Origin of the sequence: Microvirga sp. CF3062, assembly GCF_036314045.1 — a bacterium.
In the GTDB taxonomy this organism is placed as follows: Bacteria; Pseudomonadota; Alphaproteobacteria; order Rhizobiales; family Beijerinckiaceae; genus Microvirga.
Genome location: NZ_JAYGGN010000004.1, coordinates 337,950 through 361,463, shown reverse-complemented (window position 1 = coordinate 361,463; position 23,514 = coordinate 337,950). Strand labels below are relative to the sequence as shown.

Genomic DNA, 23,514 nt, shown 5'->3' with positions numbered 1-23,514 from the left:
CGTGGATGGCCGGCACGAGGCCGGCCATGACGATCGATTACACCAGCATCCCCATCGGACTCTCGATGAGCTGCTTGAAGGCTGCGAGCAGTTCCGCACCCAGCGCTCCATCGACCACGCGGTGATCGCAGGAGAGCGTCACGGTCATCGCCTGGATGACGGCGGGTGCGCCGTTCTTCACCACAACGCGCTGCTCGCCGGCGCCGACCGCCAGAATCGTGCCCTGGGGCGGGTTGATCACCGCCTGGAAGTTCTTGATGCCGAACATGCCGAGATTCGAGACCGCCGTGGAGCCGCCCTGGTATTCCTCCGGCTTCAGGCGGCGGTTGCGGGCGCGGCCCGCCATGTCCTTCACCTCGGCCGAGATGGCGGTGAGGGTCTTGGCTTCAGCCTTGCGCACGACCGGCGTGAACAGGCCGCCCTCGATGGCAACCGCCACGCCCACATCGGAATGCTTCATCTTCAGGATGCGGTCCTCGGCCCAGACCGCATTGGCGGCGGGCACGCGCTGGAGCGCGATGGCAAGGGCCTTGATGACGAAGTCATTGACCGAGAGCTTGTAGGCGGGCTTGCCGTCCTTGTCCTTAGCCGCAGCCGCATTGATCTGCTCGCGCAGGGTCATCAGCGTATCGAGCTCGCAATCGAGCGACAGGTAGAAGTGCGGCACCGTCTGCTTCGATTCGACCAGGCGCTTGGCAATGGTCTTGCGCATGCCGTCGAGGGGTACTTCCTCGTAAGAGCCGGCCTCGAACATGGCCTTGACCTGCTCTGCCGAGGCGCTCTGGGCGAGCTGAGGAGCTGCAGGCTTCGCCGCAGGTGCAGATGCTGCAGCCGCAGGAGAAGCCGGAGCAGCCGCAGGCTTCGTGCCACCGCCCTGGAGGGCTGCGCGCACGTCCTTCTCGACGATGCGGCCATGGGGGCCGGAACCCTTGACCGATCCGATGTCTATGCTGGCCTCACGGGCAATGCGCTTGGCAAGCGGCGAGGCGAAGACGCGGTTGCCGCCACCCTGCGACTGCCCTGCCCCATTGGGCTTTGCTGCCGTTGCAGGCCCCTGAGGAGCCTGATCGACGCGGGCGTAGGACATGTAGGCGTTAGGGGCACCCTGCACGGTGTTGGCCTGCGGCTGCGGCGCGGCTGCGGGAGCAGCCGGAGCCGGAGCGGCTTCCGCCTTCGGTGCAGCCGCCGAGGTGACGCCGGATGCCGGAGCTGTGACGCTCTTCGGATCCTCGCCCTCGGCGGCGATCAGCGCGATGAGTTCGTTGACGGGAACGTCCGCCGTTCCTTCCGGCACCACGATCTTGGCGAGGATGCCTTCATCCACCGCCTCCACTTCCATGGTGGCCTTGTCGGTCTCGATCTCGGCGATGACGTCACCGGACTTTACCGTGTCGCCTTCCTTCTTCAACCACTTGGCAAGGTTGCCCTTTTCCATGGTGGGAGACAGGGCGGGCATCAGGATGTTGATGGGCATGGCGTTCTGGAATCCTGACTAGAGGGAATTTAGTTGATGGCCTGCGTCGAGCCGGGATCGCTCGGATCGTCTAGCTCGGCCTGAATGCCGGCGGCGATCTCGGCCAGAGCCTCCTCCTCGGAGAACTCCGTTTCCATGGCGTAGACCCGCGCAGCGTGGCGGGCGAGATCCACCAGGAGCACGCCCCAGGTGAACGGATCGTCGAAGGCGCGGCGCAGCGCGATGCTCACCTCGCCCTCGACCACCGAAGCCCTCAGGATCTCAACGCCGCCCTTTTCGAGGACGTCAGGCGGAACGTTGAGAGCTTCGAATTTCCGCTCAGTCATGCGTCACCTGTAGCAAACGGACTTGGCCGCCTGCACGACTTCGGCCACGTTCGGCAGCGCGAGCTTCTCAAGGTTGGCCGCATACGGCATCGGCACGTCCTTGCCGGTGATGCGGATCACGGGCGCGTCGAGATAGTCGAACGCGTTCTCCATGATGCGCATGGCGATCTCGACGCCGACGCCCGATTGCGGGAAGCCCTCTTCCACCGTGATGCAGCGGCCGGTCTTCATGACCGAGGCGATGATGGTGTCCGTATCCATCGGACGGATCGTGCGCAGGTCGATGACCTCCGCGTCGATGCCCTCCTTCTCCAGTTCCTGGGCGGCCTTGAGCGCGTAAGTCATGCCGATGGAGAACGACACGATGGTGACGTCCTTGCCCTCACGATGAATGCGAGCCTTGCCGATCGGCACCGTGAAATCGTCGAGCTTCGGCACCGGGAAAGATTGCCCGTAGAGGATCTCGTTCTCCAGGAACACGATTGGGTTCGGATCGCGGATGGCGCTCTTGAGGAGGCCCTTCGCGTCGGACGCCGAGTAAGGCGCGACGACCTTGAGCCCCGGAACGTTGGAGTACCAGGCCGAGTAGTCGTGGCTGTGCTGAGCGCCCACGCGAGCCGCAGCGCCGTTGGGACCGCGGAACACGATAGGGGCGCCGAGCTGACCGCCGGACATGTAGAGGGTCTTGGCCGCCGAATTGATGATCTGGTCAATCGCCTGCATGGCGAAGTTGAAGGTCATGAATTCGACGATGGGGCGGAGGCCTGTAAACGCCGCACCGACGCCGACGCCGGCAAAGCCGTGCTCGGTGATCGGCGTGTCGATCACGCGCTTTGCGCCGAATTCCTGCAGCAGCCCCTGGGTCACCTTGTAGGCGCCCTGGTACTCGGCCACCTCTTCGCCCATCACGAGGACTTTGTCGTCCCGGCGCATTTCCTCGGCCATGGCATCGCGAAGAGCCTCGCGCACGGTCATGTTGACCAGCTCTGTGCCCTCGGGGATTTCCGCCATGGCGTTGTAGCTGATGCGGTTGGTAATGACCGAAGGAGCCGCCGGGGTGGAAAGGTCCGCCTGTCCGGGTAGCTCGGCGGGAGCCGGGCGGTCTGCCAATCCTTCCGCCTGCATGTCAGGCGTCGGTGCCGGTTGGGATTCCGGTGCAGGAGCGGCGGGCGCCTTCGCTGAAGAGGCTGCAGCCGAGACGTCCTCGCCCTCGCCTGCGAGAATCGCGATGGGGGTGTTTACGGCCACATTGTCGGTGCCGTCGGAGACCAGGATCTTGGCGAGGACACCCTCGTCGATTGCCTCGACCTCCATAGTCGCCTTGTCGGTCTCGATCTCGGCCAGCACGTCGCCGGGCTTGACCTGATCGCCCTCTTTTTTCAGCCACTTGGCCAGTTTGCCCTGCTCCATGGTGGGCGAGAGGGCAGGCATGAGAATATCGATCGCCATTAAAAGACCTGTTTTGATTGTCGCAGCGGCGAGATTCAGGGAGAAGCGGCGCGAGCGCGCTGCTTAGAGAAGGATGTCGGTGTAGAGCTCGGACGGATCGGGCTCGGGATCGTGCGTGGCGAACTCGGCCGCCTCGTTGACGATCGCGCGCACCCGGCTATCGATGGCCTTCAGCTCGTCTTCCGACAGCTTCCAGCTCTCCAGCAGACGGCGGCGCACCTGCTCGATGGGATCGTGCTCCTCGCGCATGCGGGCCACCTCGTCCTTCGTGCGGTACTTGGCCGGGTCGGACATGGAGTGGCCGCGATAGCGATAGGTCTGCATCTCGAGGATGTACGGCCCCTTGCCGGAGCGGGCATGCTCGATGGCGCGCTGGCCGGCGGCGTAGACCGCGCGGATGTCCATACCGTCCACCTGCTCGCCCGGAATGCCGAAGGACACGCCGCGCTTGGAGAAGTCGGTCTGCGCCGATGCGCGGCTCACCGACGTGCCCATGGCGTAGCGGTTGTTCTCGATCACATAGACAACGGGCAGCTTCCAGAGCTGCGCCATGTTGAAGCTCTCGTACACCTGACCCTGGTTAGCGGCGCCGTCACCGAAGTAGGTCAGGCAGACATTGCCGTTCTCGCGGTAATGGTTGGCGAACGCGATGCCAGTGCCCAGCGACACCTGCGCACCGACGATGCCGTGGCCGCCATAGAAATGCTTCTCCTTGGAGAACATGTGCATGGAGCCGCCCTTGCCTTTCGACAGGCCACCGCGGCGTCCGGTCAACTCAGCCATGACTCCCTTCGCGTCCATGCCGCAGGCAAGCATGTGACCGTGATCACGATAACCGGTGATCACCTGGTCGCCATCCTTCGTCGCCATCTGCATGCCGACGACGACAGCTTCCTGGCCGATATAGAGGTGGCAAAAACCGCCGATCAGGCCCATGCCGTACATCTGACCGGACTTCTCCTCGAAGCGGCGGATCAGAAGCATCTCGTTGTAGGCAGACAGATCCTGGTTCTTGTCGAATTGTGGAGAATTGGGAGCAGCTCCGCGCGTGGAGCCTTTAGTGGAAGTGGTCTTGTTAGCCGCGCCTGCAACAGCACGGCCCGCCTTGCGGGCAGCAACAGCCATCGAGTCCTCCGAAGGGTTTCCTCGACGAAAGTTGTAGCGCAGACGCCACGGGAAATCGAGTGGGCCAAAAGCCGTTTTGCGTTGCACAATGAAACGCACAAGCTAATGATAAGATTATATAATTAAAGATTAACTCGAATTCAGTTAAGCAGAACTTTCGGGCTATGCTTAATTATGGGCCTGTGATGATGATGAGGTCGTTCTTATGCACACGTCCTAACATTACGCGTGCTCTTTCCTCGAGCAGATCCCGGTCGATCTGGTCGCTCCGCAGCAGGGCGATGCGGCGCTCCCAATCGGAGCGCTGTGTCTTTAAACCCGCAAGCTCGCCGGAAAGTTCGGCCACCTGAGCCTCATATTTCTGTCGGGCCTCGATACCCCGCGCGCCGCTATGAGCATGATGCACGAAGTAGCCGGCCACAGCCGCCGAAATGCTATAAAGCACCAGCGGGATCAGGAATCGTCGTGCGCGTCTGCGGATTACCATGCCCTTGAGTCCTACAGCAGCATGGTTAAGGAGACGTTGAGGATCGCAAGCGCGATGCTGCTGCCATCCTCGGCGTCATGCCCGGCCGTGTGCCGGATACCCACGTCCTGAACCCTCTAAAACGTGGATGGCCGGGACAAGCCCGGCCATAACGTAGAGTGAAGACTCACTGCTCGATCAAATCAAGCCAAGGCCTTCAATGCCGCGCGGCCTGCGTATCTCGCCTGCGGGCCCAGCTCCTCCTCGATGCGGATGAGCTGGTTGTACTTAGCCAGTCTGTCCGAACGGGCGAGCGAGCCGGTCTTGATCTGTCCGCAATTCGTCGCGACGGCGAGATCCGCGATAGTTGAATCCTCCGTCTCGCCCGAGCGGTGGGACATGACGGCGGTGTAGCCGGCGCGGTGGGCCATATCGACGGCGGCGAGCGTCTCGGTGAGCGAGCCGATCTGGTTGACCTTCACCAGGAGCGAGTTGGCCACCCCCTGCTTGATGCCCTGCGAGAGGCGGTTCACGTTGGTGACGAAAAGGTCGTCGCCGACGAGCTGACACTTGGAGCCTACAAGATCGGTCACAGCCTTCCAGCCCTCCCAGTCGTCCTCGGACATGCCGTCCTCGATGGTGGCGATGGGGTAGGCGGAGACGAGCTTCGCGAGATACTCGGCCTGCTGCTGTGGGTTCAGCTTCTGGCCGGTGCCCTCATAGACATAAGTGCCGTTCTTGAAGAACTCGGTGGCGGCGCAATCGAGGCCAATCACCATGTCCTTGCCGGGCTTGTAGCCGGCCTGCTCGATGGACTTCATGATGAAGTCGAGGGCCGCTTCAGCCGACGGCAGGTTCGGGGCGAAGCCGCCTTCGTCGCCCACATTGGTGTTATGGCCGGCATCCTTCAGCGCCTTCTTGAGGGTGTGGAACACCTCGGCGCCCATGCGCACGGCTTCGGCCAGGGTCGGCGCGCCGACCGGCAGGATCATGAATTCCTGGAAATCGATAGGGTTGTCCGCATGCGCTCCGCCGTTGATGATGTTCATCATCGGCACCGGGAGAACACGGGCCTGTGTGCCGCCCACGTAGCGGTAGAGCGGCAGGGTCGAGGCTTCCGCCGCAGCCTTGGCGACGGCGAGCGACACGCCGAGAATCGCGTTGGCGCCGAGGCGGCCCTTGTTCGGGGTGCCGTCGAGCTCGATCATGGCCTCGTCGATGGCAACCTGCTCTTCCGCATCCATGCCGCCGATGGCGTCCAGGATCTCGTTGTTGACCGCATCGATGGCCTTGAGCACGCCCTTGCCGAGATAGACCGACTTGTCGCCGTCGCGCAATTCGACCGCCTCATGAGCGCCGGTCGAGGCACCGGAAGGCACGGCCGCGCGGCCCATGGAGCCGTCTTCGAGGGTGACATCCACCTCGACGGTGGGGTTGCCTCGGCTGTCGAGGATCTGGCGGGCGAAGACGTCGATGATCGCTGTCATAAAGCAGGCTCCTGCTGGCTGAAGTGCGGCCGGGGCAGCCCGGGAGCGGGTGCGGCCTCAAGTCATGGATTGGCTTATTGACCGAAATACCCAGGTGAGCAAGGACGGCAAGAGCCCTATTCTATCGATCCAAGGCGAAATCATATGACGGAAACCACTCTCCAGCTCGGACAGTCGAGCGCCCTCCCCGACTCGCCTGAGACGGCGCAGCTCGATCGGGTGCCGAACCCGCATCCCGACACCGACTACCTGGCGCGCTTCACCGTGCCGGAGTTCACCTCGCTCTGCCCAGTGACGGGCCAGCCGGATTTCGCGATTCTCGTGATCGATTACGTGCCCGGGACTTGGCTTGTCGAATCGAAGTCGCTGAAGCTCTACATGCACAGCTTCCGCAACCACGGCGCCTTCCATGAGGACTGCACGGTCGCCATCGGCAAGCGCCTCGCCGACCTGCTGGAACCCCGCTATCTGCGCATCGGCTGCTATTGGTATCCGCGCGGTGGCATCCCCATCGACGTGTTCTGGCAGACAGGCAATTTGCCGAAGAACCTCTGGCTGCCCGACCAGGGCGTAGCCCCCTATCGGGCGCGCTGAGCGGCTGGTCGCGTCAGCATGATGGACGCGGCAAGGCCGACGCCAAGGATGATCAGGGCGGCAACAGATGTTGCCCCGGTCAGTCCGATGTGGCGCAGGCCGAACCCCATCAGAACGACACCGAGCGCTTGACCGCAGAAAAACGAGAAAGCGTGGAGCGCCACGGCCGATGCGCGGGCGCCCGGCGCCACCTCGGTCACCTGGGCCTGGAACGTGTTGTGGAGCATGTAGAAGCCGAGGCCCATGAGGAGCATGGCAGCGGCATCGAGTGTCCAGTCGCCGCCCAACCCAAGCATGACGTGTGCAGCGCCCGCGAAGAAACCGCCGCCCAAGAGAATGCGGCCGATGCCGAGCCGCTTCAGCATCCAGGCGACGAGCGCGGAATAGACGAGCCCGCCGATGGCAAACCCGCCAAGGGCAAAGCCGGCCTCAGCCGCCCCGCCCCCGCCCCGTTCCTCGAGCAGGGGCGCTACATAGGGGAAGATGCCGAAAATCGCGATAGCCTCGACGAAGACGAGGCTGAAGAGGGTGAGCGCCCGCGGGTTGGAGAGGATGTCCCGATAGCGCAGGAGCGCGCTGCGCAGATCGAACCGGCCTCCCGGCAGCGCTCCCCTGAACCCGACGACAGTGGCGGCAAGAGCCAAGGCGACTATGATGGTGGACAGGGTGAAGACACCGCGCCAGCCGATCCATTCGGCGAGCAAGCCCGCAAAGGACGAGCCCGCCAGCTGGCCGATGATGACGGCAATGAAGTAGCGGCTCAGGGCCACCTGGCGCTGCGCCATCTCCACCCGGTCGCCGATCAGCGCGATAGCGAGCGGAATGGATCGGCCGGCAGCGGCGCCAGCAATGACGCGAAGCGTGAAGAGCGTCGAAGGATCGGGCGCGAAGATCGAGCAGGCCAGGGCCAGGAAGAGCACGGCCAGGGCGACCTTCATCACACGCTCCTTGCCGAGAGCATCACCGACAGGCCCGAGGACAGGCTGAATGAACGCATAGGGCAGCGCGAAAGCAGCCGAGAGCAGCGCAATGGTCTGAGGCGTGGAGCTCAGGTCCCGGGCGATCACGCCGACCATAGGCTCGACGGCGCGGCCGGAGAAGGTGCTGGCAAAGCCGCTGGTGGCGAGAATCAGGATCAGGTTGCGAGACGACATGGGCGCCTGACGGAGAAACCGTGGAGAAAGCTTCTGCTTCCTACCACGGACACCCCGTTATGCGAGCGGCACGGATGCAGACCTGCCCTCGCGCTGGAACATGGACCGGATCAGACCTTAAGCCTGCCGGTTCTTGGCCAAAGCATCGAAAGTCTTGAGCTGGGCGAGCAGCGCCTCAAGCTCTTTCAGCGGCACCATGTTGGGGCCGTCGGAGGGCGCTTTGTCCGGATCCTGGTGTGTCTCGATGAAGACGCCGGCAACGCCCACCGCAACGGCCGCACGGGAGAGAACCGGGACGTATTCCCGCTGACCGCCCGAGGTCGAGCCCTTGCCGCCGGGCTGCTGCACGGAATGCGTCGCGTCGAAGATCACCGGAGCGCCGGTCTCGGCCATGATCGGCAGGCTGCGCATGTCGGACACGAGGGTGTTGTAGCCGAAGGAAGCGCCGCGCTCGGTGAGCATGACATTCGGGTTGCCCGCCGCCTTCACCTTCTCGGCGACATTCGCCATGTCCCAGGGAGCGAGAAACTGGCCCTTCTTCACGTTGACCACCCGGCCGGTCTTGGCCGCCGCAACCAGAAGATCGGTCTGGCGGCAGAGGAAGGCCGGAATCTGGAGGATGTCGACGACCTCCGCAACGGCAGCGCAGTGGTCGTTCTCGTGAACGTCGGTGAGCACCGGCAGCCCATATCTCTCCTTGACCTCGGCAAAGATGGCAAGCGCCTTGTCGATTCCGATGCCGCGAGCGCTGGAAATCGAGGTCCGGTTCGCCTTGTCGAAGGAGGACTTGTAGACGAGCCCCAGGCCCAGCCTGCCGGCCATCTCGCTGAGGGCAGCGGCCATTTCCAACGCGTGGTCGCGGCTCTCCATGGCGCAGGGCCCGGCGATGATGCTGAGCGGCAAGTGATTCCCGAAGCGGACGGAGCCGGCCTCGACGACGGCAGGGTGCTGTTTGGTATCGGTCATGCGTCGTCACTAGCCGTTTTGGCGCCAAAGGCAAAGTGTCGATGTGGCTTGCCGGCCTCGGAAGCAGCGAGACGGGTCAAGCTGCCAATGCCGAGTGCTTAACTAAAGCATCAACACGGCCTCATTGATCAACAGGAGTAACTTTACTTTAGGTAATTAGCTAAAGAGTATAGAAGAACCAACAATCGTTAAGAAAAATTGCCTGCTGGCAATCAATAAAGAACGACAAGTTATACTGAACGGCGCGCGGGAGGCGCTTTGATGTCAGATCAGGATAAAATGCAGGAACTCGTAGCTATTCGAACTGCCCTTGGATTCACCCAGAGCCGGATGGCGCACGAGATCGATATGAACCTGCGGGACTATCAGGCCTTCGAGTGGGGCGAAACCGAGATTCCGGATCTCTATCTCAGGGCGATCGAGCGGATCGCGATGCTGTACGCGGTCCGCCACAAGAACCCGATGCTGGTTCCACCCTCCATGCGAGCAGAAGCCCTGCAATTCGCCCGACTTGTCGAGATGGAGGTCTGAACCTTAGAACGTCATGGCGGCGGCATTGATGATGCCGGCCGAGAGTGATGAGGCGCCGAGAAACAGGGCAGCGGCCATCTCGCCGGCGGCGATGCGCTGCGAGAGATTGGGCATGACGATCCGCACGAGCCAATAGACGACGATCTGCACGGCAAGCGCGACGAGGCCCCAGACGAGACAGTCGACGATGGTCTGGGCGTGCACGATGGCGCTGGCGAGCGGCAGGGCGAAGCCGACCAGGCTGAAGCCCAAAGCTGTGGCCGCCGAGATCACGTTCTCCCGGATCAGGGCGAACTCGTTGTGCATGGTCGCGAGGGTGTAGATGGCGAGATACAGCCCCACCAGAAAGACGGCGAGCACGAAGAAGATCAGGAAATCGGGCAAGCCCGCGAGAGAAGTAGCCACAGGTTCAAGTCCCCCACCGGTTGGTTATCTTTCAACCGCTTAACGGGACATGGTTAATATTACGTTGGTTCGAACGCGATCGCGACGCCGAAGGCGGCGCTGGCCGGAACGATGAGCCTGCTGCCGATATGCTGGTAGGGGATCTCCGCCGCATCGAGCCACCTCGCCTGCCGCTGGATGTCCTCGACACGGATGGCAAAGGCCACGAGGGACGGCTGGTCGAGTTCGGCCTCGATCGAGCCGTATATCTCGGCGGCATCGTCGGGCGTCAGGACGTCGATATGGTCTTCATTCAAGCGGAAAGACAGGTCGTCTCCGTCCGGGCTTCCGGGCTGCACGCCCGTGAAGGCGGCAAGGAAGCCGCGCAACTGCTCCGGCTCAGGAGCAGCCAGAGTAACGGATGAGATCCGGGTCGCCTGATTGTCGTGGCGTTGGAACTCCGGGTTCCAGAAATTCTCCGGATAATGCTGCTGGCAAACGAAGAAGGCTGCCTTGGGAGAACGCTCGGCTGACGTGAAAGCCAGCGTGAAAGCGACCTTGGTCTCGCTGCCGTCGGGCCGGCGTCCGGTTCGCTCGAAATGGAACGGCTCGAAGGATCCGATGCCTTTCGCAGTGAAGAGTACGGCGTCAGCCTTTGCGTCCTGACTGTCGAGGACCAGCATGGCCAGACCTTCACGGGCCCGCAGGTAGTCCTGAACAAAGGCCCCGAAGCTGAAGGCGCTGGCTGTATGGGGTGCGATGGCCGCGCCCTCGCCCAGGCTGATCAACTCGATGAAGGAGCCGGGAAATTGGATGATCCGGTTCTCGGTGCCCCAAGGGTGTCGGTTGCGCGATCCCACCTGGAAGCCGAGGCGCTGGTAGAAATGTCCGGCCTGGTCAAGATCCTGAACGGCAACAACGAGATGGTCGATCCGGCGGGTCATAGAACTCTTCCCTGTCGGTCGCACCCATGAAATCCGGACGCGACGGTTCAGGTTAACATCAAACCAGCCGGCTTTGCTCCACGGCCGCATGGATGAAGCTCTTGAAAAGCGGGTGCGGCTCGAACGGACGCGACTTCAGCTCAGGATGATATTGCACGCCGATGAACCACGGATGGTCCTCGTACTCCACGATTTCGGGCAGGATGCCGTCCGGCGAGACGCCGGAGAAGCGCAGGCCCTTGGCTTCCAGCTGGTCGCGGTAGGACATGTTCACTTCGTAGCGGTGACGATGGCGCTCTGAGATTTCGGTGCCGCCATAGATCTCCGCCACCTTGCTGCCGGACTTGAGAGAGGCCTGATAGGCGCCGAGTCGCATAGTGCCGCCGAGATCGCCGCTGGCATTGCGTTTCTCGAGTTCGTTGCCGCGCAGCCACTCGGTCATGAGGCCGACGACCGGCTCCGAGGTCGGGCCGAACTCGGTGGAGCTGGCGTCCTGGATGCCGGCAAGGGAGCGGGCCGCTTCGATGACGGCCATCTGCATGCCGAAGCAGATGCCGAAATACGGCACCTTGCGCTCGCGGGCGAAGCGAGCTGCCCGGATCTTGCCCTCGGCGCCGCGCTGGCCGAAGCCGCCGGGCACCATGATGCCGTGTATGCCCTCCAGGAACGGAGCCGGATCCTCGCTCTCGAAGACCTCGCTCTCGATCCATTCCAGGTTCACCTTCACCTGATTGGCGATGCCGCCATGGTGCAGCGCCTCGATGAGCGACTTATAGGCGTCCTTGAGGCCGGTATACTTGCCGACCACGGCGATGTTGACCTCGCCCTCGGGGTTGTGGACGCGCTCGGAGATGGTGGTCCAGCGCGACAGGTTCGGAGTTTTCGCCGTATCGAGGCCGAAAGCCGCCAGAACCTCGCTGTCGAGTCCCGCCTGGTGGTAGGCCAGCGGCACATCGTAGATCGAGCGGGCGTCCCGCGCCTCGATCACAGCCGTTTCGCGCACGTTGCAGAACAGGGCGAGCTTGCGGCGCTCGTCCTTCGGAATCTCGCGGTCGGTGCGGCACAGCAGGATGTCGGGCTGGATTCCGATGGAGCGCAATTCCGCCACGGAGTGCTGGGTTGGCTTGGTCTTCAGCTCGCCGGCGGAAGGGATGAACGGCAGCAGGGTCAGGTGCACATAGATCGCCTGCCCTCTCGGCAGATCGTTGCCGAGCTGACGGATGGCCTCGAAGAACGGCAGGCCCTCGATGTCGCCCACCGTGCCGCCGATCTCGACCAGGACGAAATCGAAGCCGTCATTGCCCGTGAGCACGAAGTCCTTAATGGCGTTGGTGACGTGCGGGATCACCTGGATGGTCGCGCCGAGATAGTCGCCGCGGCGCTCCTTGGTGATGATGTCGAGATAGATGCGTCCCGTCGTGATGTTGTCGGCCTTGGTGGCCGGCACGCCGGTGAAGCGCTCGTAATGACCGAGATCCAGGTCGGTCTCAGCGCCGTCGTCAGTCACGAAGACCTCGCCGTGCTGATAGGGACTCATCGTCCCCGGATCAACGTTGAGATATGGGTCGAGCTTGCGAAGCCGGACCTTGTAACCGCGTGCTTGGAGAAGCGCTCCCAGAGCTGCCGAAGCCAGCCCCTTGCCGAGCGAAGACACCACGCCGCCGGTGATGAATACGTACCGCGTCATGGACCCCTATCCATAAGTATCGGGCTCCGATTCGCAATCGCGAACCGGACCACCCGAAAGCCATCCACAAAAAGAGAGGGCCGGAAGCACCGGCCCTGGTATCATTTACTGCTGAGGCGCTGCGGGCGCCGGCGCCGGGGCGCCTGGAGCGGGAGCCGCCGGTTGATCGCCCTGGAGACGCTGCAACTGCTCGAGCACGTTGCCGCCCTGCGGAGCCGCCGGAGCCTGCTGGCCCGGAGCCGCCGGCGCGGTGCCGTCGAGAATCGAGCGCGGAGCCCGGGTCGAGGTCGCCATGACGGTGAGCGCGATGCTCGTCACAAAGAAGAGGCCGGCCAGAATTGCGGTCGCACGGGTGAGTGCATTGGCCTGGCCGCGCCCGGTCATAAAGCCGGAGACACCGCCGCCACCTCCACCGCCACCGAGGCCCATGCCGCCGCCCTCGGAGCGCTGCAGGAGAACCACGCCGATCAGGGCAAGCACGATGATCAGGTGGATGATGATGAGAACTGTTTGCATCGTTTCCAAAAACCTCAAGCGGCTGCGCACAGGGCGACAGCCGCTCGCAATCCGTTCGTTGCGGCGGCCTGTAGCATAGGTGGGCTCAGGATCAAAGACCCGCAAGCCGCCTTTTCGCACTTACCCCAGATAAGCCCCTGCAATGCCCAGGAAATCGGCTGCCACGAGGCTGGCGCCTCCGACGAGGGCGCCATTGACGTTGTCCACCGCCATCAGCTCGACGGCATTGGAGGGCTTCACTGAGCCGCCGTAAAGGATGCGGACCTTGGGGGCATCCGCCTTACCGACGAGGCGCTTCAGCTCCTCACGGATCGCGGCATGGACCTCTGCCACGTCGGCGGCCGTCGGGGTTAGGCCCGTGCCGATGGCCCAGACGGGCTCGTAGGCGACGACGAGGTTGTGGCTGTTCGACTCGACCGGGATCGAGCCGCGCAGCTGCTTCTTGACCACCGCAAGAGCTTTGCCGGCTTCACGCTCCTCCCGAGTTTCGCCGACGCAGACGATGGCTGTGAGGCCGGCCCGGTGGGCCGCCATGGCCTTGGCGCAGACATCCGCGTCTTTCTCCCTGTGGTACTGGCGGCGCTCCGAATGGCCGACGATCACGTAGGTTGCCCCGGCATCGGCCAGCATCTCGGCCGAAAGGTCACCGGTGAAGGCGCCTGATTCCTTCGCATGGCAGTCCTGCCCGCCTATCGCGACCCGGGAGCCGACCGAGGCTTGCGCGAAATGGCCGACCAGGGTCGCGGGCGGACAAACGGCCAGCTCGACCTTTGCCTTGAGGCCTGGGGTATATCCTGCGTGAATCTCCTCCAGCACCCTGGCCGAGTTCCTCAGACCATTCATCTTCCAGTTGCCCGCAACCAGCGGGCGTGGCCTATCGACGCTCATATCGGGCACTCCTGTCACGCTTGATAACTTGGCACTAGCAGAGGCTTGAGCCTTCTTTCAACCAGACTTGCCCTTTTCGTAGAGCCCATGATCGTTTATCGGCAGGTTTAACGAATTTTTGGGAAACGGGTTCACGATGCTTCGGAACATGCGCAAGGCTGGGCAGACAATCGTCGGCAAAGTCATCGCCACCATCTTTTTCGGCGCCCTCATCGTCAGCTTCGCCATCTGGGGCATCGGCGACATCTTCCGCGCAACGCCCGCTTCCACAGTGGCCGAAGTCGGCGACACGACGATCACGGTCGACCAGACCCGCAACGCCTACACCAACGAGCTGCAGCGGCTCGGGCGCCAGTTCCGCACGGTTATCAGCCCCGAGCAGGCCCGCGCCTTCGGCCTCGACCAGCAGGTGATCAACAACCTGGTGACCGATGCCGTCCTAGCCGAGAAGGCCAGAGAAATGGGTCTCTCCGTCTCGGACCAGCTTGTTGCCGCGGCGATCATGAACAACCCGGCCTTCAAGGGTGCCGACGGCCAGTTCAACCGCGCCCTGTTCGATCAGGCCCTGCGCAACGTCAACCTCTCCGAAGCCGGCTTCGTGCAGGAGCAGCGCTCCGCCATGGCGCGCCTTCACCTCGCCGAGGCCCTTGCCGGGGACATCAACGTGCCCCTGGCCGCCAAGGAGGCCTTGAACCGCTATGCCACTGAGCGCAGGGCCGCATCCTACCTTCTCCTGACGGCAGCCATGGCGGGCGAGGTTCCCGCTCCCACGGCTGAACAGCTCGAGACCTTCTTCAACGAACGCAAAAGCGCCTTCCGCGCCCCTGAGTACCGGGCCGTGTCGGTTATGGCACTTGATGCCGCGGCCCTCGCCAAGCCCGACACCGTCTCAGAGGCCGACGCCCGCCAGCGCTACGAGCAGCAGAAGGCGAGATACGGCACTCCCGAGCGCCGGACGATCCAGCAGATCACCTTCCCGTCTCAGGCCGAGGCCGAGGCTGCCGCCATCAAGATCAGGGAAGGCGCAACCTTCGAATCCGTCGCAGCGGAACGCAACGTGTCGCCGCAGGATCTTGAGCTCGGCACCTTCACCAAGGCCGAGATGCTGGATCCGGCCGTGGCGGATGCTGCCTTCGGCCTGGGGCAGGGAGCGGCAAGCGCTCCGGTCGCCGGCCGTTTCGGCCCTGTGCTCCTGCGGGTGACGCAGATCCAGCCGGAAGCCGTGCGGCCGTTCGAGGAGGTTGCCGCGGAACTCCGCCAGGAGGTCGCAACGGAGCGGGCCCAGGGACAGATCGAGCGGATCCATGACGAGATCGAGGATCTGCGCGCCGGCGCCAAGCCTCTGGCGGACATCGCCAGGGAGAAGGGCCTGATCCTAGTCCAGGCCCCGGCGGTTGATGCCAATGGTCTCGACAAGGCCGGCACCCCGGTCGACCTTCCCCAGAAGGATGCGGTGGTGAAGGCCGCCTTCGCGTCGGATATCGGCGTCGACAACGAGGCTTTGCGCACCGGCACCGGCTATGTCTGGTACGACGTGACCGGCATCGAGGCCTCCCGCGAAAAGAACCTCGACGAGGTTCGCGATCAGGTCGCTGCCCAGTGGCGTGAGGATCAGGTCGCCCAGCGTCTCTCTGAGAAAGCCCGTGGGCTGACGGAGCGCCTGGAAAAGGGCGAGGCCATCGAAGCCTTGGCCCAGGAGGCCGGCGCAAATGTGCAAACCGCCACCGACCTTGCCCGGAACGCTGCCAAGAACGACCTGACCACTGAAGCCGTGAACCGCATCTTTGCCGTTCCGGTCGGCAAGACAGGAAATGCGGCCAATGGCCCGGATGCACGCGCCGTGTTCAAGGTTACCTCCGCGACGGTCCCTCTCCTGGTCACTTCCACCCAGCAGGCACAGAACACCGAGAACCAGCTCCGCACAGGCCTCGGCGACGACCTGATCGGCCAGTACATCGCTCAAGTCAGGCAGGATCTCGGCGTCACCATCAACCAGCAGGCGTTGCGTCAGGCCACAGGCGGTGAACTGTAAGCCATGACGCTCACGCCCGATTTCGACACGTTCGCCACAGCCTATGAGGCTGGCGAGGCGGGCGTTCTGCGCGCCACCCTGGTGGGCGATCTTCTCACCCCTGTCGCAGCCTTCCTGAAGCTGCGGCACGGGCGGAAGGGCTCGGCCTTCCTGCTGGAATCGGTCGAAGGCGGGGCGACCCGCGGCCGCTTCTCCATGATCGGGCTCGATCCGGATCTCGTCTGGCGCTGCCAGGATGGTGTTGCGTCCATCGACCGACAGGCGCTAAGCCGGATGCAGGAATTCAGGGTGGAGGACCAGCCTCCTCTGGAAAGCCTGCGGGCCCTGATCAAGGAAAGCGCCCTGCCCCTCTCGGACGACCTGCCGCCCATGGCGGCCGGGCTCTTCGGGTATCTGGGGTACGACATGGTGCGGCTCATGGAGCGCCTGCCCAAGCCCAACCGCGACGTGCTGAAGGTGCCGGACGCCATCCTCATCCGGCCCACCGTGATGGTGGTGTTCGATGGGGTAAGGGACGAGATCTCGCTCATCACACCCGTGCGCCCTCAGTCGGGCACCTCCGCCAAGGCAGCCTATGAAACGGCATTGGCGCGCCTCGACGAGGTGACCGCGGCGCTGGAGCGCCCGCTGCCCATGGATGACCGCACAGACCCCACTCACATCCACTTCGAGCCGCCGGTGTCCAACACCACGCCGGACGAGTTCGAGGCAATGGTCGCCAAGGCGAAGGACTACATCCGCGCAGGCGACATCTTCCAGGTGGTTCTGTCCCAGCGCTTCGAGGCAGCCTTCCCGCTCCCTGCCTTTGCGCTCTATCGCTCCCTGCGCCGGGTCAATCCGGCGCCGTTCCTCTGCTATCTCGACTTCGAGGACTTCCAGATCGTCTGCTCAAGCCCTGAGATCCTGGTGCGGGTCCGCGACGGCAAGGTTACGATCCGCCCCATCGCTGGCACCCGCCCGCGTGGCGCCACGGCCGCCGAGGACCGGGCCCATGCGGAGAGCCTGCTGGCCGACCAGAAGGAACGCGCCGAGCACCTGATGCTGCTCGACCTGGGGCGCAACGATGTGGGCCGTGTGGCCGAGATGGGCTCCGTGCAGGTCACAGATTCATTCTTCCTCGAATACTACAGCCAAGTGATGCACATCGTTTCGAACGTGGAAGGCCGCCTGGACTCGAGCTTCGATGCCCTCGACGCTCTCATCGCGGGCTTTCCGGCCGGCACCGTTTCAGGCGCGCCGAAGGTGCGCGCCATGCAGATCATCGACGAGTTGGAGAAGGACAAGCGCGGTCCTTATGCCGGGTGCATCGGCTATTTCGGCGCCAATGGCGAGATGGACACCTGCATCGTGCTGCGCACCGCCGTCGTGAAGGACGGCCGCATGGCCGTGCAGGCAGGCGCCGGGATCGTCTACGATTCAGATCCGGCCTCCGAGCAGCAGGAATGCATCAACAAGTCGAAGGCGCTCTTCCGAGCCGCTGAAGAGGCCGTGCGCTTCGCCAGTCAGGCGAGGGTTGGGCAATGAGCTTCCCGTCAATGCTTCCCTTGACCAGGGGCGGCGCATACGCGAACGTCGGCTCGCCATGACCCGCGTTCTCGTCATCGACAATTACGACAGTTTCACTTGGAACCTGGTGCATCTGCTTGGTCCTCTTGCCACGTCGGTAGACGTGGTCCGCAACGACGCCATCACTACGGATGAGGTGATTGCCTCCCGGCCGGATGCGATCGTGCTCTCCCCCGGGCCTTGCACTCCGAATGAGGCGGGGATCTGCCTTGATCTCGTGAAGCGGGCCTCACCTGAGATCCCGACCTTCGGCGTGTGCCTCGGCCTGCAGAGCATCGGTCAGGTCTTCGGCGGCACCGTCTCGCGGGCGCCGCTTCCCATGCACGGCAAGGTGTCCGAGGTTGAGCACAGCGGACAGACGATTTTTCGTGGCATCAACGGCTCGTTCAAGGCCACCCGTTACCATTCCCTGATCGTGGATCGGGAGACCTGCCCGGACGACCTTCTCGTGACCGCGGAGACGGCAGACGGCCTCGTGATGGGCCTGTCCCACCGATCATTGCCGGTCCACGGCGTGCAGTTCCACCCCGAGAGCATCCTGTCGGAGCATGGGGTGACGATCATGCGCAATTTTTTCGACCTCGCGGCGGATTGGAACGCCAAGCACCGCGCGACTGGCGGCGCAGCCGCACCAGCAGGACAGTAAAAGCGATGGAATCCTTTAAATCGTACCTCGCCAAGGTCGCCACCGGCGCGTCGCTGACGCGGGATGAGGCACGGGATGCATTCGACGACCTGCTCTCCGGCGAGGTGACGCCAGCCCAGGGCGGTGCCTTCCTGATGGCCCTCAGGGTTCGGGGCGAAGCGCTCGACGAGATCGTCGGCGCCGTCACCGCCATGCGCGGGCGCATGCTTCGCGTTAACGCTCCCGAGAATGCCGTCGACATCGTCGGCACCGGCGGCGATCACAAGGGCAGCTACAACATCTCGACGCTTGCCTCGATCATCGTGGCATCCTGCGGTGTTCCCGTTGCCAAGCACGGCAACCGGGCGGCGTCCTCCAAATCAGGAACGGCCGATGTTCTGGCAGCGCTCGGGGTGAAGCTCGGCCTCGATGCGACCGGCCTGGAGCGCTGCCTCGCCGAGACCAAGCTCTGCTTCATGTTCGCCCAGACGCACCACGCCGCCATGCGCCACGTGGCGCCGGTCCGCGTCGAGCTTGGCACAAGAACGATCTTCAATCTGCTCGGGCCTCTCGCCAATCCGGCCGGCGCCAAGCGGCAGCTTCTCGGCGTCTTCTCAGAGTCTTGGCTCGAGCCCCTCACGCAGGTTTTGAAGGAGCTCGGCTCCCACAAGGTCTGGACCGTGCATGGCTCGGACGGGCTCGACGAGATGACCACCACAGGCCCGACCTTCGTTGTCGCGTTGGAGAATAGCGCCATACGCCGGTTCACCGTCACACCCGATGAGGTTGGCTTGCCGACAGCATCGCTGGACGAGCTTCGGGGCGGAGATCCCGAGCACAACGCGGCCCAGTTGCGTGCTGTATTGGACGGTGCCCGCACGCCCTATCGCGACGTCGCATTGCTCAATGCCGCTGCCTCCCTCGTGGTGGCTGACGAGGCTGCCAATCTGCGTGACGGCTTGGAGCGGGCATCGCGTGCCCTCGACAGCGGCGCCTCGAAGGCGACTCTCGATCGCCTCGTTCAAGTATCTAACAGTTGAGCGGCTAAGCCATGAGCGATGTTCTCAGCCGGATCGAAACCTATAAACGCCAGGAGATCGCAGCCGCAAAGGCCGCCGTCCCGCAAGCTGAGATCGAGCGCCGCGCCCGTGAGGCCTCACCGCCCCGCGGCTTTGCCAAAGCCATCGAGCGTCACCTCGCTGCAGGGCGGCCCGCGCTGATCGCCGAGGTCAAGAAGGCAAGCCCCTCCAAGGGGCTGATCCGCGCCGATTTCGACCCGCCGAGCCTCGCCCGCGCCTATGCCGAAGGCGGCGCCACCTGTCTGTCGGTTCTGACTGACGAGCCATCTTTCCAGGGCAGACCCGAATATCTCGGCCAAGCCCGCGATGCCTCAGGCCTTCCGGCCCTGCGCAAGGACTTCCTGTTCGAGCCCTACCAGGTCTACGAGGCCCGCGCCTGGGGCGCGGACTGCATTCTTGTGATCATGGCGAGCGTCACGGACGATGAGGCTCGCGCCCTGATCGACACTGCCCACACCCTCGGCATGGACGTGCTCATTGAGGTGCATGACCGGGAGGAGCTGGAGCGCGCCCTTCCGCTCAACACGAAGCTAATCGGCATCAACAACCGCAATCTTCGCACCTTCGAGGTCTCGCTCGGGGTCAGCGAGGAGTTGGCGCCGCTGATCCCATCCGACCGCATCATCATAGGTGAGAGCGGCATCTTCGCCCTCCAGGACATCGAGCGTCTGACGAAGGTGAACATCCACACCTTCCTCGTGGGCGAAAGCCTGATGCGCCAGGCGGACGTGGCGGCAGCCACCCGCAGGCTCCTGTTCGGCGAGGCCGCATGACGAGGCTCACGCATCTCGATGCGGCGGGCGAGGCCAACATGGTCGACGTCTCGGACAAAGACGTCACGAGCCGCACGGCGGTCGCTGAAGGATGCGTGGTCATGCTGCCTGAGACGGTGGCCCTCATTCGCCAGGGCGATGCCAAGAAGGGCGACGTGTTGGGAACTGCGCGCCTCGCCGGCATCATGGCCTCGAAGCGCACACACGAACTCATCCCCCTCTGCCACCCTCTCCTGATTTCGAAAGTGAAGGTGGACTGCACTCTCGACGAGAGCCTTCCCGGCGTGCGTGTGAGCGCCGAGGTGAAGGTGTCGGGTCAGACCGGCGTCGAGATGGAGGCGCTGACCGCTGTCTCCGTCGCGTGCCTGACGATCTATGACATGGTGAAAGCCGCCGATAAGGGCATGCGGATCGAGAACATCCGCCTGCGCCGGAAAAGCGGCGGACGATCTGGAGACTTCGAGGCGCCATGAGCCTGATCTCGGTTGAGGATGCCCTGTCGCGGGTGTTGGCGAGTGTGGAGAAACCGCTCGAAACCGAGCATGTCCCCCTCGCCTCCTGCGCCGGGCGCACTCTCGCCGAGGATCTCAGCGCCCTGCGCGACCAGCCGCCCTTCCCGGCCTCGGCCATGGATGGCTATGCAGTGCGCAGTGCCGACTGCACCCAAGCTCCCGTAACCCTGCAGGTGGTCGGCACCAGCGCTGCTGGGTCACGGTTTACTGGAACTGTCGGTACCATGGAGGCTGTTCGGATCTTCACGGGCGCACCCATGCCCGATGGCGCCGATGCGGTGGTGCTGCAGGAGGATACTGAGCGCGAGGGCGATCAGGTGACGGTGAAGGAGGCAGCTCGCCCTAACCGCCATATCCGGCCGGCGGGTTTGGACTTTCGTGCCGGCGACATCCTTCTGCAAGCAGGCCTGCGCCTCGATTCCCGTCATATCGCCCTTGCGGCAGCCATGGGCCACGGGAGGCTCCCTGTCCATCGGAAACCCAAGGTCGCTATCCTTGCCACTGGTGACGAGTTGGTGCGGGCTGGTGAGACGGCTGGTTCCGACCAGATCTATGCATCAAGTCTCCCGGCTACCATCATGATGGTGGAAAAGGCCGGTGCCGAGGCCATTGATCTCGGCATTGCCCGCGACACGCTCGAATCCCTCGACGACCGGATTCAGGTGGCTCGCGATGCAGGCGCCGATATCCTCGTCACCCTAGGAGGAGCCTCGGTAGGCGAGCACGACCTCGTTCAGAAGGCTCTCAGCCGCCAGGGCATGGATCTCGGCTTCTGGCGCGTGGCCCTCCGACCTGGCAAGCCGCTCATGCACGGGCGCCTCGGCTCGACCCTCCTCCTGGGCCTTCCTGGCAACCCTGTCTCTTCCCTCGTCTGCGCCGTCCTGTTCCTCGTGCCGGCCATCCGTGCCTTCCTGGGCGACCAGCGGGCCTCAGAAGATCCGGCGGAGGATGCGATCCTCGGGGCGGATCTGCCGTCCAACAAGGAGCGGCAGGATTACATGCGCGCCTCGCTTGCCCTGCAGGACGTGCCGTTAAGCCTTGCCCAAGGCACTGCGCGGCTGATGCTGCCTGTTGCGACGCCGCACCTCCTGCAGGACTCCTCCATGCTGAGCATTCTTGAGCGCTCCGACGCCCTGCTTGTCCGACCTCCCCATGCCCCCGCGGCGACAGCGGGGGAGCCTTGTCGAATTATTCGGCTGGAGCGGTTTTGCTAATGAAAACATAGCGGCTCTTTCAAGCCCTACCCCTCGGCAATATCAGAGGCCTTTGGATTCAAGCGATATTAGCTCCCGGCGCGAGAACTATTATTGCAAGCTGCAAGTGTGCCTCCGAGACAATGTCAGTTGCCTGATTATCGATCTTGTGCAACTATATACCATTAAGTAATGCTAAGCCTTTTCAGGCTTCTAGGGGGTTAAAAGTGGCAGTCGAAATTATCAATGGCACTGAGAATGGCGAGCAATTCAATGTTGTCGCCCTCATACCGGGTCAAGACGGTCTTATCTACAATGGGTTGGGTGGCAACGATGTCTTCGTTGTCAACGCAGGTGTGTCGCAAACCAGCATTTATGGCACGAATGGCGCTGGCGACTTCGCGGACGCGCAATTTGATACCATCCAGCTTTTAGGCTCTGCTCATCTTAATTCTGTTGTCGGAATCGACGAACTAAGATTTGCGTCCCTGAATCTTGCGACGACGCTCAGCTACAATGCCAACAGCTCCTTTGGTGTATCGAAGGTTGTCGGATCTGCCGCTGGCATTGACACCATTCACTTCAGCAGCGCTTCGGAACCTGTCGACCTCGACCTTTCTAAGACAGTATTTGAAAACTGGGGCCGCGCCAATCAGACCATTCTGGTCGAGATGAACACCGACGCTACGAGGATCAACGATGACCGCTTCGTTGGCAGCACGGCTGGCGAGCGCGTCACAGCAGGCGTGGGTCGCGATCTTCTCTATGGCAATGCTGGCAACGACTATCTCGACGGCGGCGACGGCATCGACGTGCTCGACGGCGGCGAAGGCAATGATACCCTGATCGGTGGCGGCGGCGAGGGCCCGAATATCCTCAAGGGCGGCAACGGCAACGACGTCTACAAGTTCAACGAGAAGGTCGATATCATCATCGATACGGGCGGTCTCGACAGTCGTATGGTGTCCAAGACGACGGCGATGTCATCCAAGGATAAACTTGAAGGGTTAGCCGCCGACGAGGCCGTTGGAGGCAAGTCGATCAATCTGACCGGAAATGACAAGGCTAACCTGCTCGTCGGTCACGCTGGGAAGAACATGCTGAAAGGTATGAACGGCAACGATATCATCGAAGGTCGGGGTGGCAATGATCAACTCGATGGCGGCGCCGGCAACGACCAACTCTTTGGTGGACAGGGCAATGACAAACTCACCGGCGCCGCAGGAAGGGACACCTTCCATTTCGATACGGCTTTGGGCGGGAATGTAGACAAGATTGTCAGCTTCTCGGCCAAAGATGACCGGATCGCGCTCGACAGGGACATTTTTACCGCCCTCAGTGGGAGCAAGCTATCCACTTCAGCCTTCTATATTGGAGCGAAAGCTAAAGATGCTGGCGACCAGATCATCTACAATAAGGCATCGGGCGCGCTTTATTACGATGCGGATGGTACTGGCACCTCTGCGGCAGCCATTAAGTTCGCTACGCTCGATAAGAACCTCAAGCTGTCAGCTTCTGACTTCATCATAATCTAGGAGCTGGCAAGCACTACTCCTTGAAACCCGCTGCGGCTCGAGCCGCAGCGGGTTTCTTTGTTTTTCATCAGGGGGCTGTGCGTATGAACACCCTTTTGACGGGGTAATTCACTTGAAGCTTGGCACCATCGAGGTGGCTCTTCTCACCCATGATAATATCAATATGCCGTACAAGGCAGAGATGAACCTCGATCATAAGCCTTGATGA

At 63.1% G+C, this 23,514-nt stretch carries 23 protein-coding genes; 10 read left to right on the top strand and 13 right to left on the bottom strand.

What is annotated here, in order from left to right:
• Positions 1 to 37: 37 nt before the first annotated feature.
• The 6 genes from VB618_RS09930 to eno all read right to left on the bottom strand — a co-directional run bounded on the left by VB618_RS09930 (position 38) and on the right by eno (position 6,327).
• Positions 38 to 1,474: a pyruvate dehydrogenase complex dihydrolipoamide acetyltransferase gene (locus VB618_RS09930; RefSeq protein WP_329796461.1), complete on the bottom strand. Its 1,437-nt coding sequence runs from the start codon at positions 1,472 to 1,474 to the stop codon at positions 38 to 40.
• Between the two features lie 29 nt (positions 1,475 to 1,503).
• A complete protein-coding gene (locus VB618_RS09925; RefSeq protein WP_329796460.1) occupies positions 1,504 to 1,800 on the bottom strand; it encodes a DUF5076 domain-containing protein in 297 nt (98 codons plus the stop codon).
• 3 nt (positions 1,801 to 1,803) lie between these two features.
• A complete protein-coding gene (locus VB618_RS09920) occupies positions 1,804 to 3,249 on the bottom strand; it encodes a pyruvate dehydrogenase complex E1 component subunit beta (protein ID WP_329796459.1) in 1,446 nt (481 codons plus the stop codon).
• 63 nt (positions 3,250 to 3,312) lie between these two features.
• Positions 3,313 to 4,374, bottom strand: a complete 1,062-nt coding sequence (gene pdhA / locus VB618_RS09915) for a pyruvate dehydrogenase (acetyl-transferring) E1 component subunit alpha (protein WP_329796458.1) — start codon at positions 4,372 to 4,374, stop codon at positions 3,313 to 3,315.
• Between the two features lie 172 nt (positions 4,375 to 4,546).
• Entirely contained in the window at positions 4,547 to 4,861 is a 315-nt protein-coding gene (locus VB618_RS09910) for an FtsB family cell division protein (RefSeq protein WP_329796457.1), read from the bottom strand.
• 182 nt (positions 4,862 to 5,043) lie between these two features.
• On the bottom strand, positions 5,044 to 6,327 hold the full coding sequence (gene eno / locus VB618_RS09905; protein WP_329796456.1) for a phosphopyruvate hydratase: 1,284 nt from the start codon (positions 6,325 to 6,327) through the stop codon (positions 5,044 to 5,046).
• A gap of 144 nt (positions 6,328 to 6,471) precedes the next feature.
• On the opposite strand from eno, the gene queF reads away from it, so the two are divergent.
• Entirely contained in the window at positions 6,472 to 6,921 is a 450-nt protein-coding gene (gene queF, locus VB618_RS09900; protein ID WP_329796455.1) for a preQ(1) synthase, read from the top strand.
• Here the strand turns inward: queF and VB618_RS09895 are convergent.
• A complete protein-coding gene (locus tag VB618_RS09895; RefSeq protein WP_329796454.1) occupies positions 6,906 to 8,075 on the bottom strand; it encodes an MFS transporter in 1,170 nt (389 codons plus the stop codon). The genes queF and VB618_RS09895 overlap by 16 nt on opposite strands.
• Before the next feature lie 117 nt (positions 8,076 to 8,192).
• The gene (kdsA, locus tag VB618_RS09890; protein ID WP_329796453.1) at positions 8,193 to 9,041 is read right to left on the bottom strand and encodes a 3-deoxy-8-phosphooctulonate synthase; all 849 of its coding nucleotides are present in this window, start codon (positions 9,039 to 9,041) and stop codon (positions 8,193 to 8,195) included.
• A gap of 261 nt (positions 9,042 to 9,302) precedes the next feature.
• On the opposite strand from kdsA, the gene VB618_RS09885 reads away from it, so the two are divergent.
• Positions 9,303 to 9,572: a transcriptional regulator gene (locus VB618_RS09885; protein ID WP_329796452.1), complete on the top strand. Its 270-nt coding sequence runs from the start codon at positions 9,303 to 9,305 to the stop codon at positions 9,570 to 9,572.
• Between the two features lie 3 nt (positions 9,573 to 9,575).
• Here the strand turns inward: VB618_RS09885 and VB618_RS09880 are convergent, their stop codons facing one another.
• The 5 genes from VB618_RS09880 to tpiA form a co-directional block, all read right to left on the bottom strand.
• Positions 9,576 to 9,977 carry a DUF350 domain-containing protein gene (locus tag VB618_RS09880; RefSeq protein ID WP_329796451.1) on the bottom strand — a complete coding sequence of 134 codons (402 nt, stop codon included), beginning with the start codon at positions 9,975 to 9,977 and terminating at the stop codon, positions 9,576 to 9,578.
• A gap of 59 nt (positions 9,978 to 10,036) precedes the next feature.
• Positions 10,037 to 10,900, bottom strand: a complete 864-nt coding sequence (locus VB618_RS09875; protein ID WP_329796450.1) for a VOC family protein — start codon at positions 10,898 to 10,900, stop codon at positions 10,037 to 10,039.
• Positions 10,901 to 10,958: 58 nt separating this feature from the next.
• Positions 10,959 to 12,587, bottom strand: a complete 1,629-nt coding sequence (locus VB618_RS09870; protein WP_329796449.1) for a CTP synthase — start codon at positions 12,585 to 12,587, stop codon at positions 10,959 to 10,961.
• A 105-nt stretch (positions 12,588 to 12,692) separates the two neighbouring features.
• Positions 12,693 to 13,103, bottom strand: a complete 411-nt coding sequence (gene secG / locus VB618_RS09865) for a preprotein translocase subunit SecG (RefSeq protein ID WP_329796447.1) — start codon at positions 13,101 to 13,103, stop codon at positions 12,693 to 12,695.
• Positions 13,104 to 13,223: 120 nt separating this feature from the next.
• Positions 13,224 to 13,991 carry a triose-phosphate isomerase gene (tpiA, locus tag VB618_RS09860; protein ID WP_329796446.1) on the bottom strand — a complete coding sequence of 256 codons (768 nt, stop codon included), beginning with the start codon at positions 13,989 to 13,991 and terminating at the stop codon, positions 13,224 to 13,226.
• 136 nt (positions 13,992 to 14,127) lie between these two features.
• Here tpiA and VB618_RS09855 point away from each other — a divergent pair, with 136 nt between their 5' ends.
• The 8 genes from VB618_RS09855 to VB618_RS09820 all read left to right on the top strand — a co-directional run bounded on the left by VB618_RS09855 (position 14,128) and on the right by VB618_RS09820 (position 23,306).
• Complete coding sequence (locus VB618_RS09855; RefSeq protein ID WP_329796445.1) at positions 14,128 to 16,023, top strand: peptidylprolyl isomerase; 1,896 nt, start codon at positions 14,128 to 14,130, stop codon at positions 16,021 to 16,023.
• 3 nt (positions 16,024 to 16,026) lie between these two features.
• Entirely contained in the window at positions 16,027 to 17,547 is a 1,521-nt protein-coding gene (gene trpE / locus VB618_RS09850; protein ID WP_329796444.1) for an anthranilate synthase component I, read from the top strand.
• A 58-nt stretch (positions 17,548 to 17,605) separates the two neighbouring features.
• Positions 17,606 to 18,235 (top strand): anthranilate synthase component II, encoded by a 630-nt coding sequence (locus tag VB618_RS09845; RefSeq protein WP_329796443.1) that lies wholly within the window; start codon positions 17,606 to 17,608, stop codon positions 18,233 to 18,235.
• A gap of 5 nt (positions 18,236 to 18,240) precedes the next feature.
• Positions 18,241 to 19,254 (top strand): anthranilate phosphoribosyltransferase, encoded by a 1,014-nt coding sequence (gene trpD / locus VB618_RS09840; RefSeq protein WP_329796442.1) that lies wholly within the window; start codon positions 18,241 to 18,243, stop codon positions 19,252 to 19,254.
• A gap of 11 nt (positions 19,255 to 19,265) precedes the next feature.
• Positions 19,266 to 20,066 carry an indole-3-glycerol phosphate synthase TrpC gene (trpC, locus tag VB618_RS09835; protein WP_329796441.1) on the top strand — a complete coding sequence of 267 codons (801 nt, stop codon included), beginning with the start codon at positions 19,266 to 19,268 and terminating at the stop codon, positions 20,064 to 20,066.
• Complete coding sequence (gene moaC, locus VB618_RS09830; RefSeq protein ID WP_329796440.1) at positions 20,063 to 20,539, top strand: cyclic pyranopterin monophosphate synthase MoaC; 477 nt, start codon at positions 20,063 to 20,065, stop codon at positions 20,537 to 20,539. Before trpC ends, moaC begins: the two co-directional genes overlap by 4 nt.
• Positions 20,536 to 21,792 carry a molybdopterin molybdotransferase MoeA gene (locus tag VB618_RS09825; RefSeq protein WP_329796439.1) on the top strand — a complete coding sequence of 419 codons (1,257 nt, stop codon included), beginning with the start codon at positions 20,536 to 20,538 and terminating at the stop codon, positions 21,790 to 21,792. The genes moaC and VB618_RS09825 overlap by 4 nt, the downstream gene beginning before the upstream one ends.
• Positions 21,793 to 21,998: 206 nt before the next feature.
• On the top strand, positions 21,999 to 23,306 hold the full coding sequence (locus VB618_RS09820) for a calcium-binding protein (protein WP_329796438.1): 1,308 nt from the start codon (positions 21,999 to 22,001) through the stop codon (positions 23,304 to 23,306).
• Positions 23,307 to 23,514 lie beyond the last annotated feature (208 nt).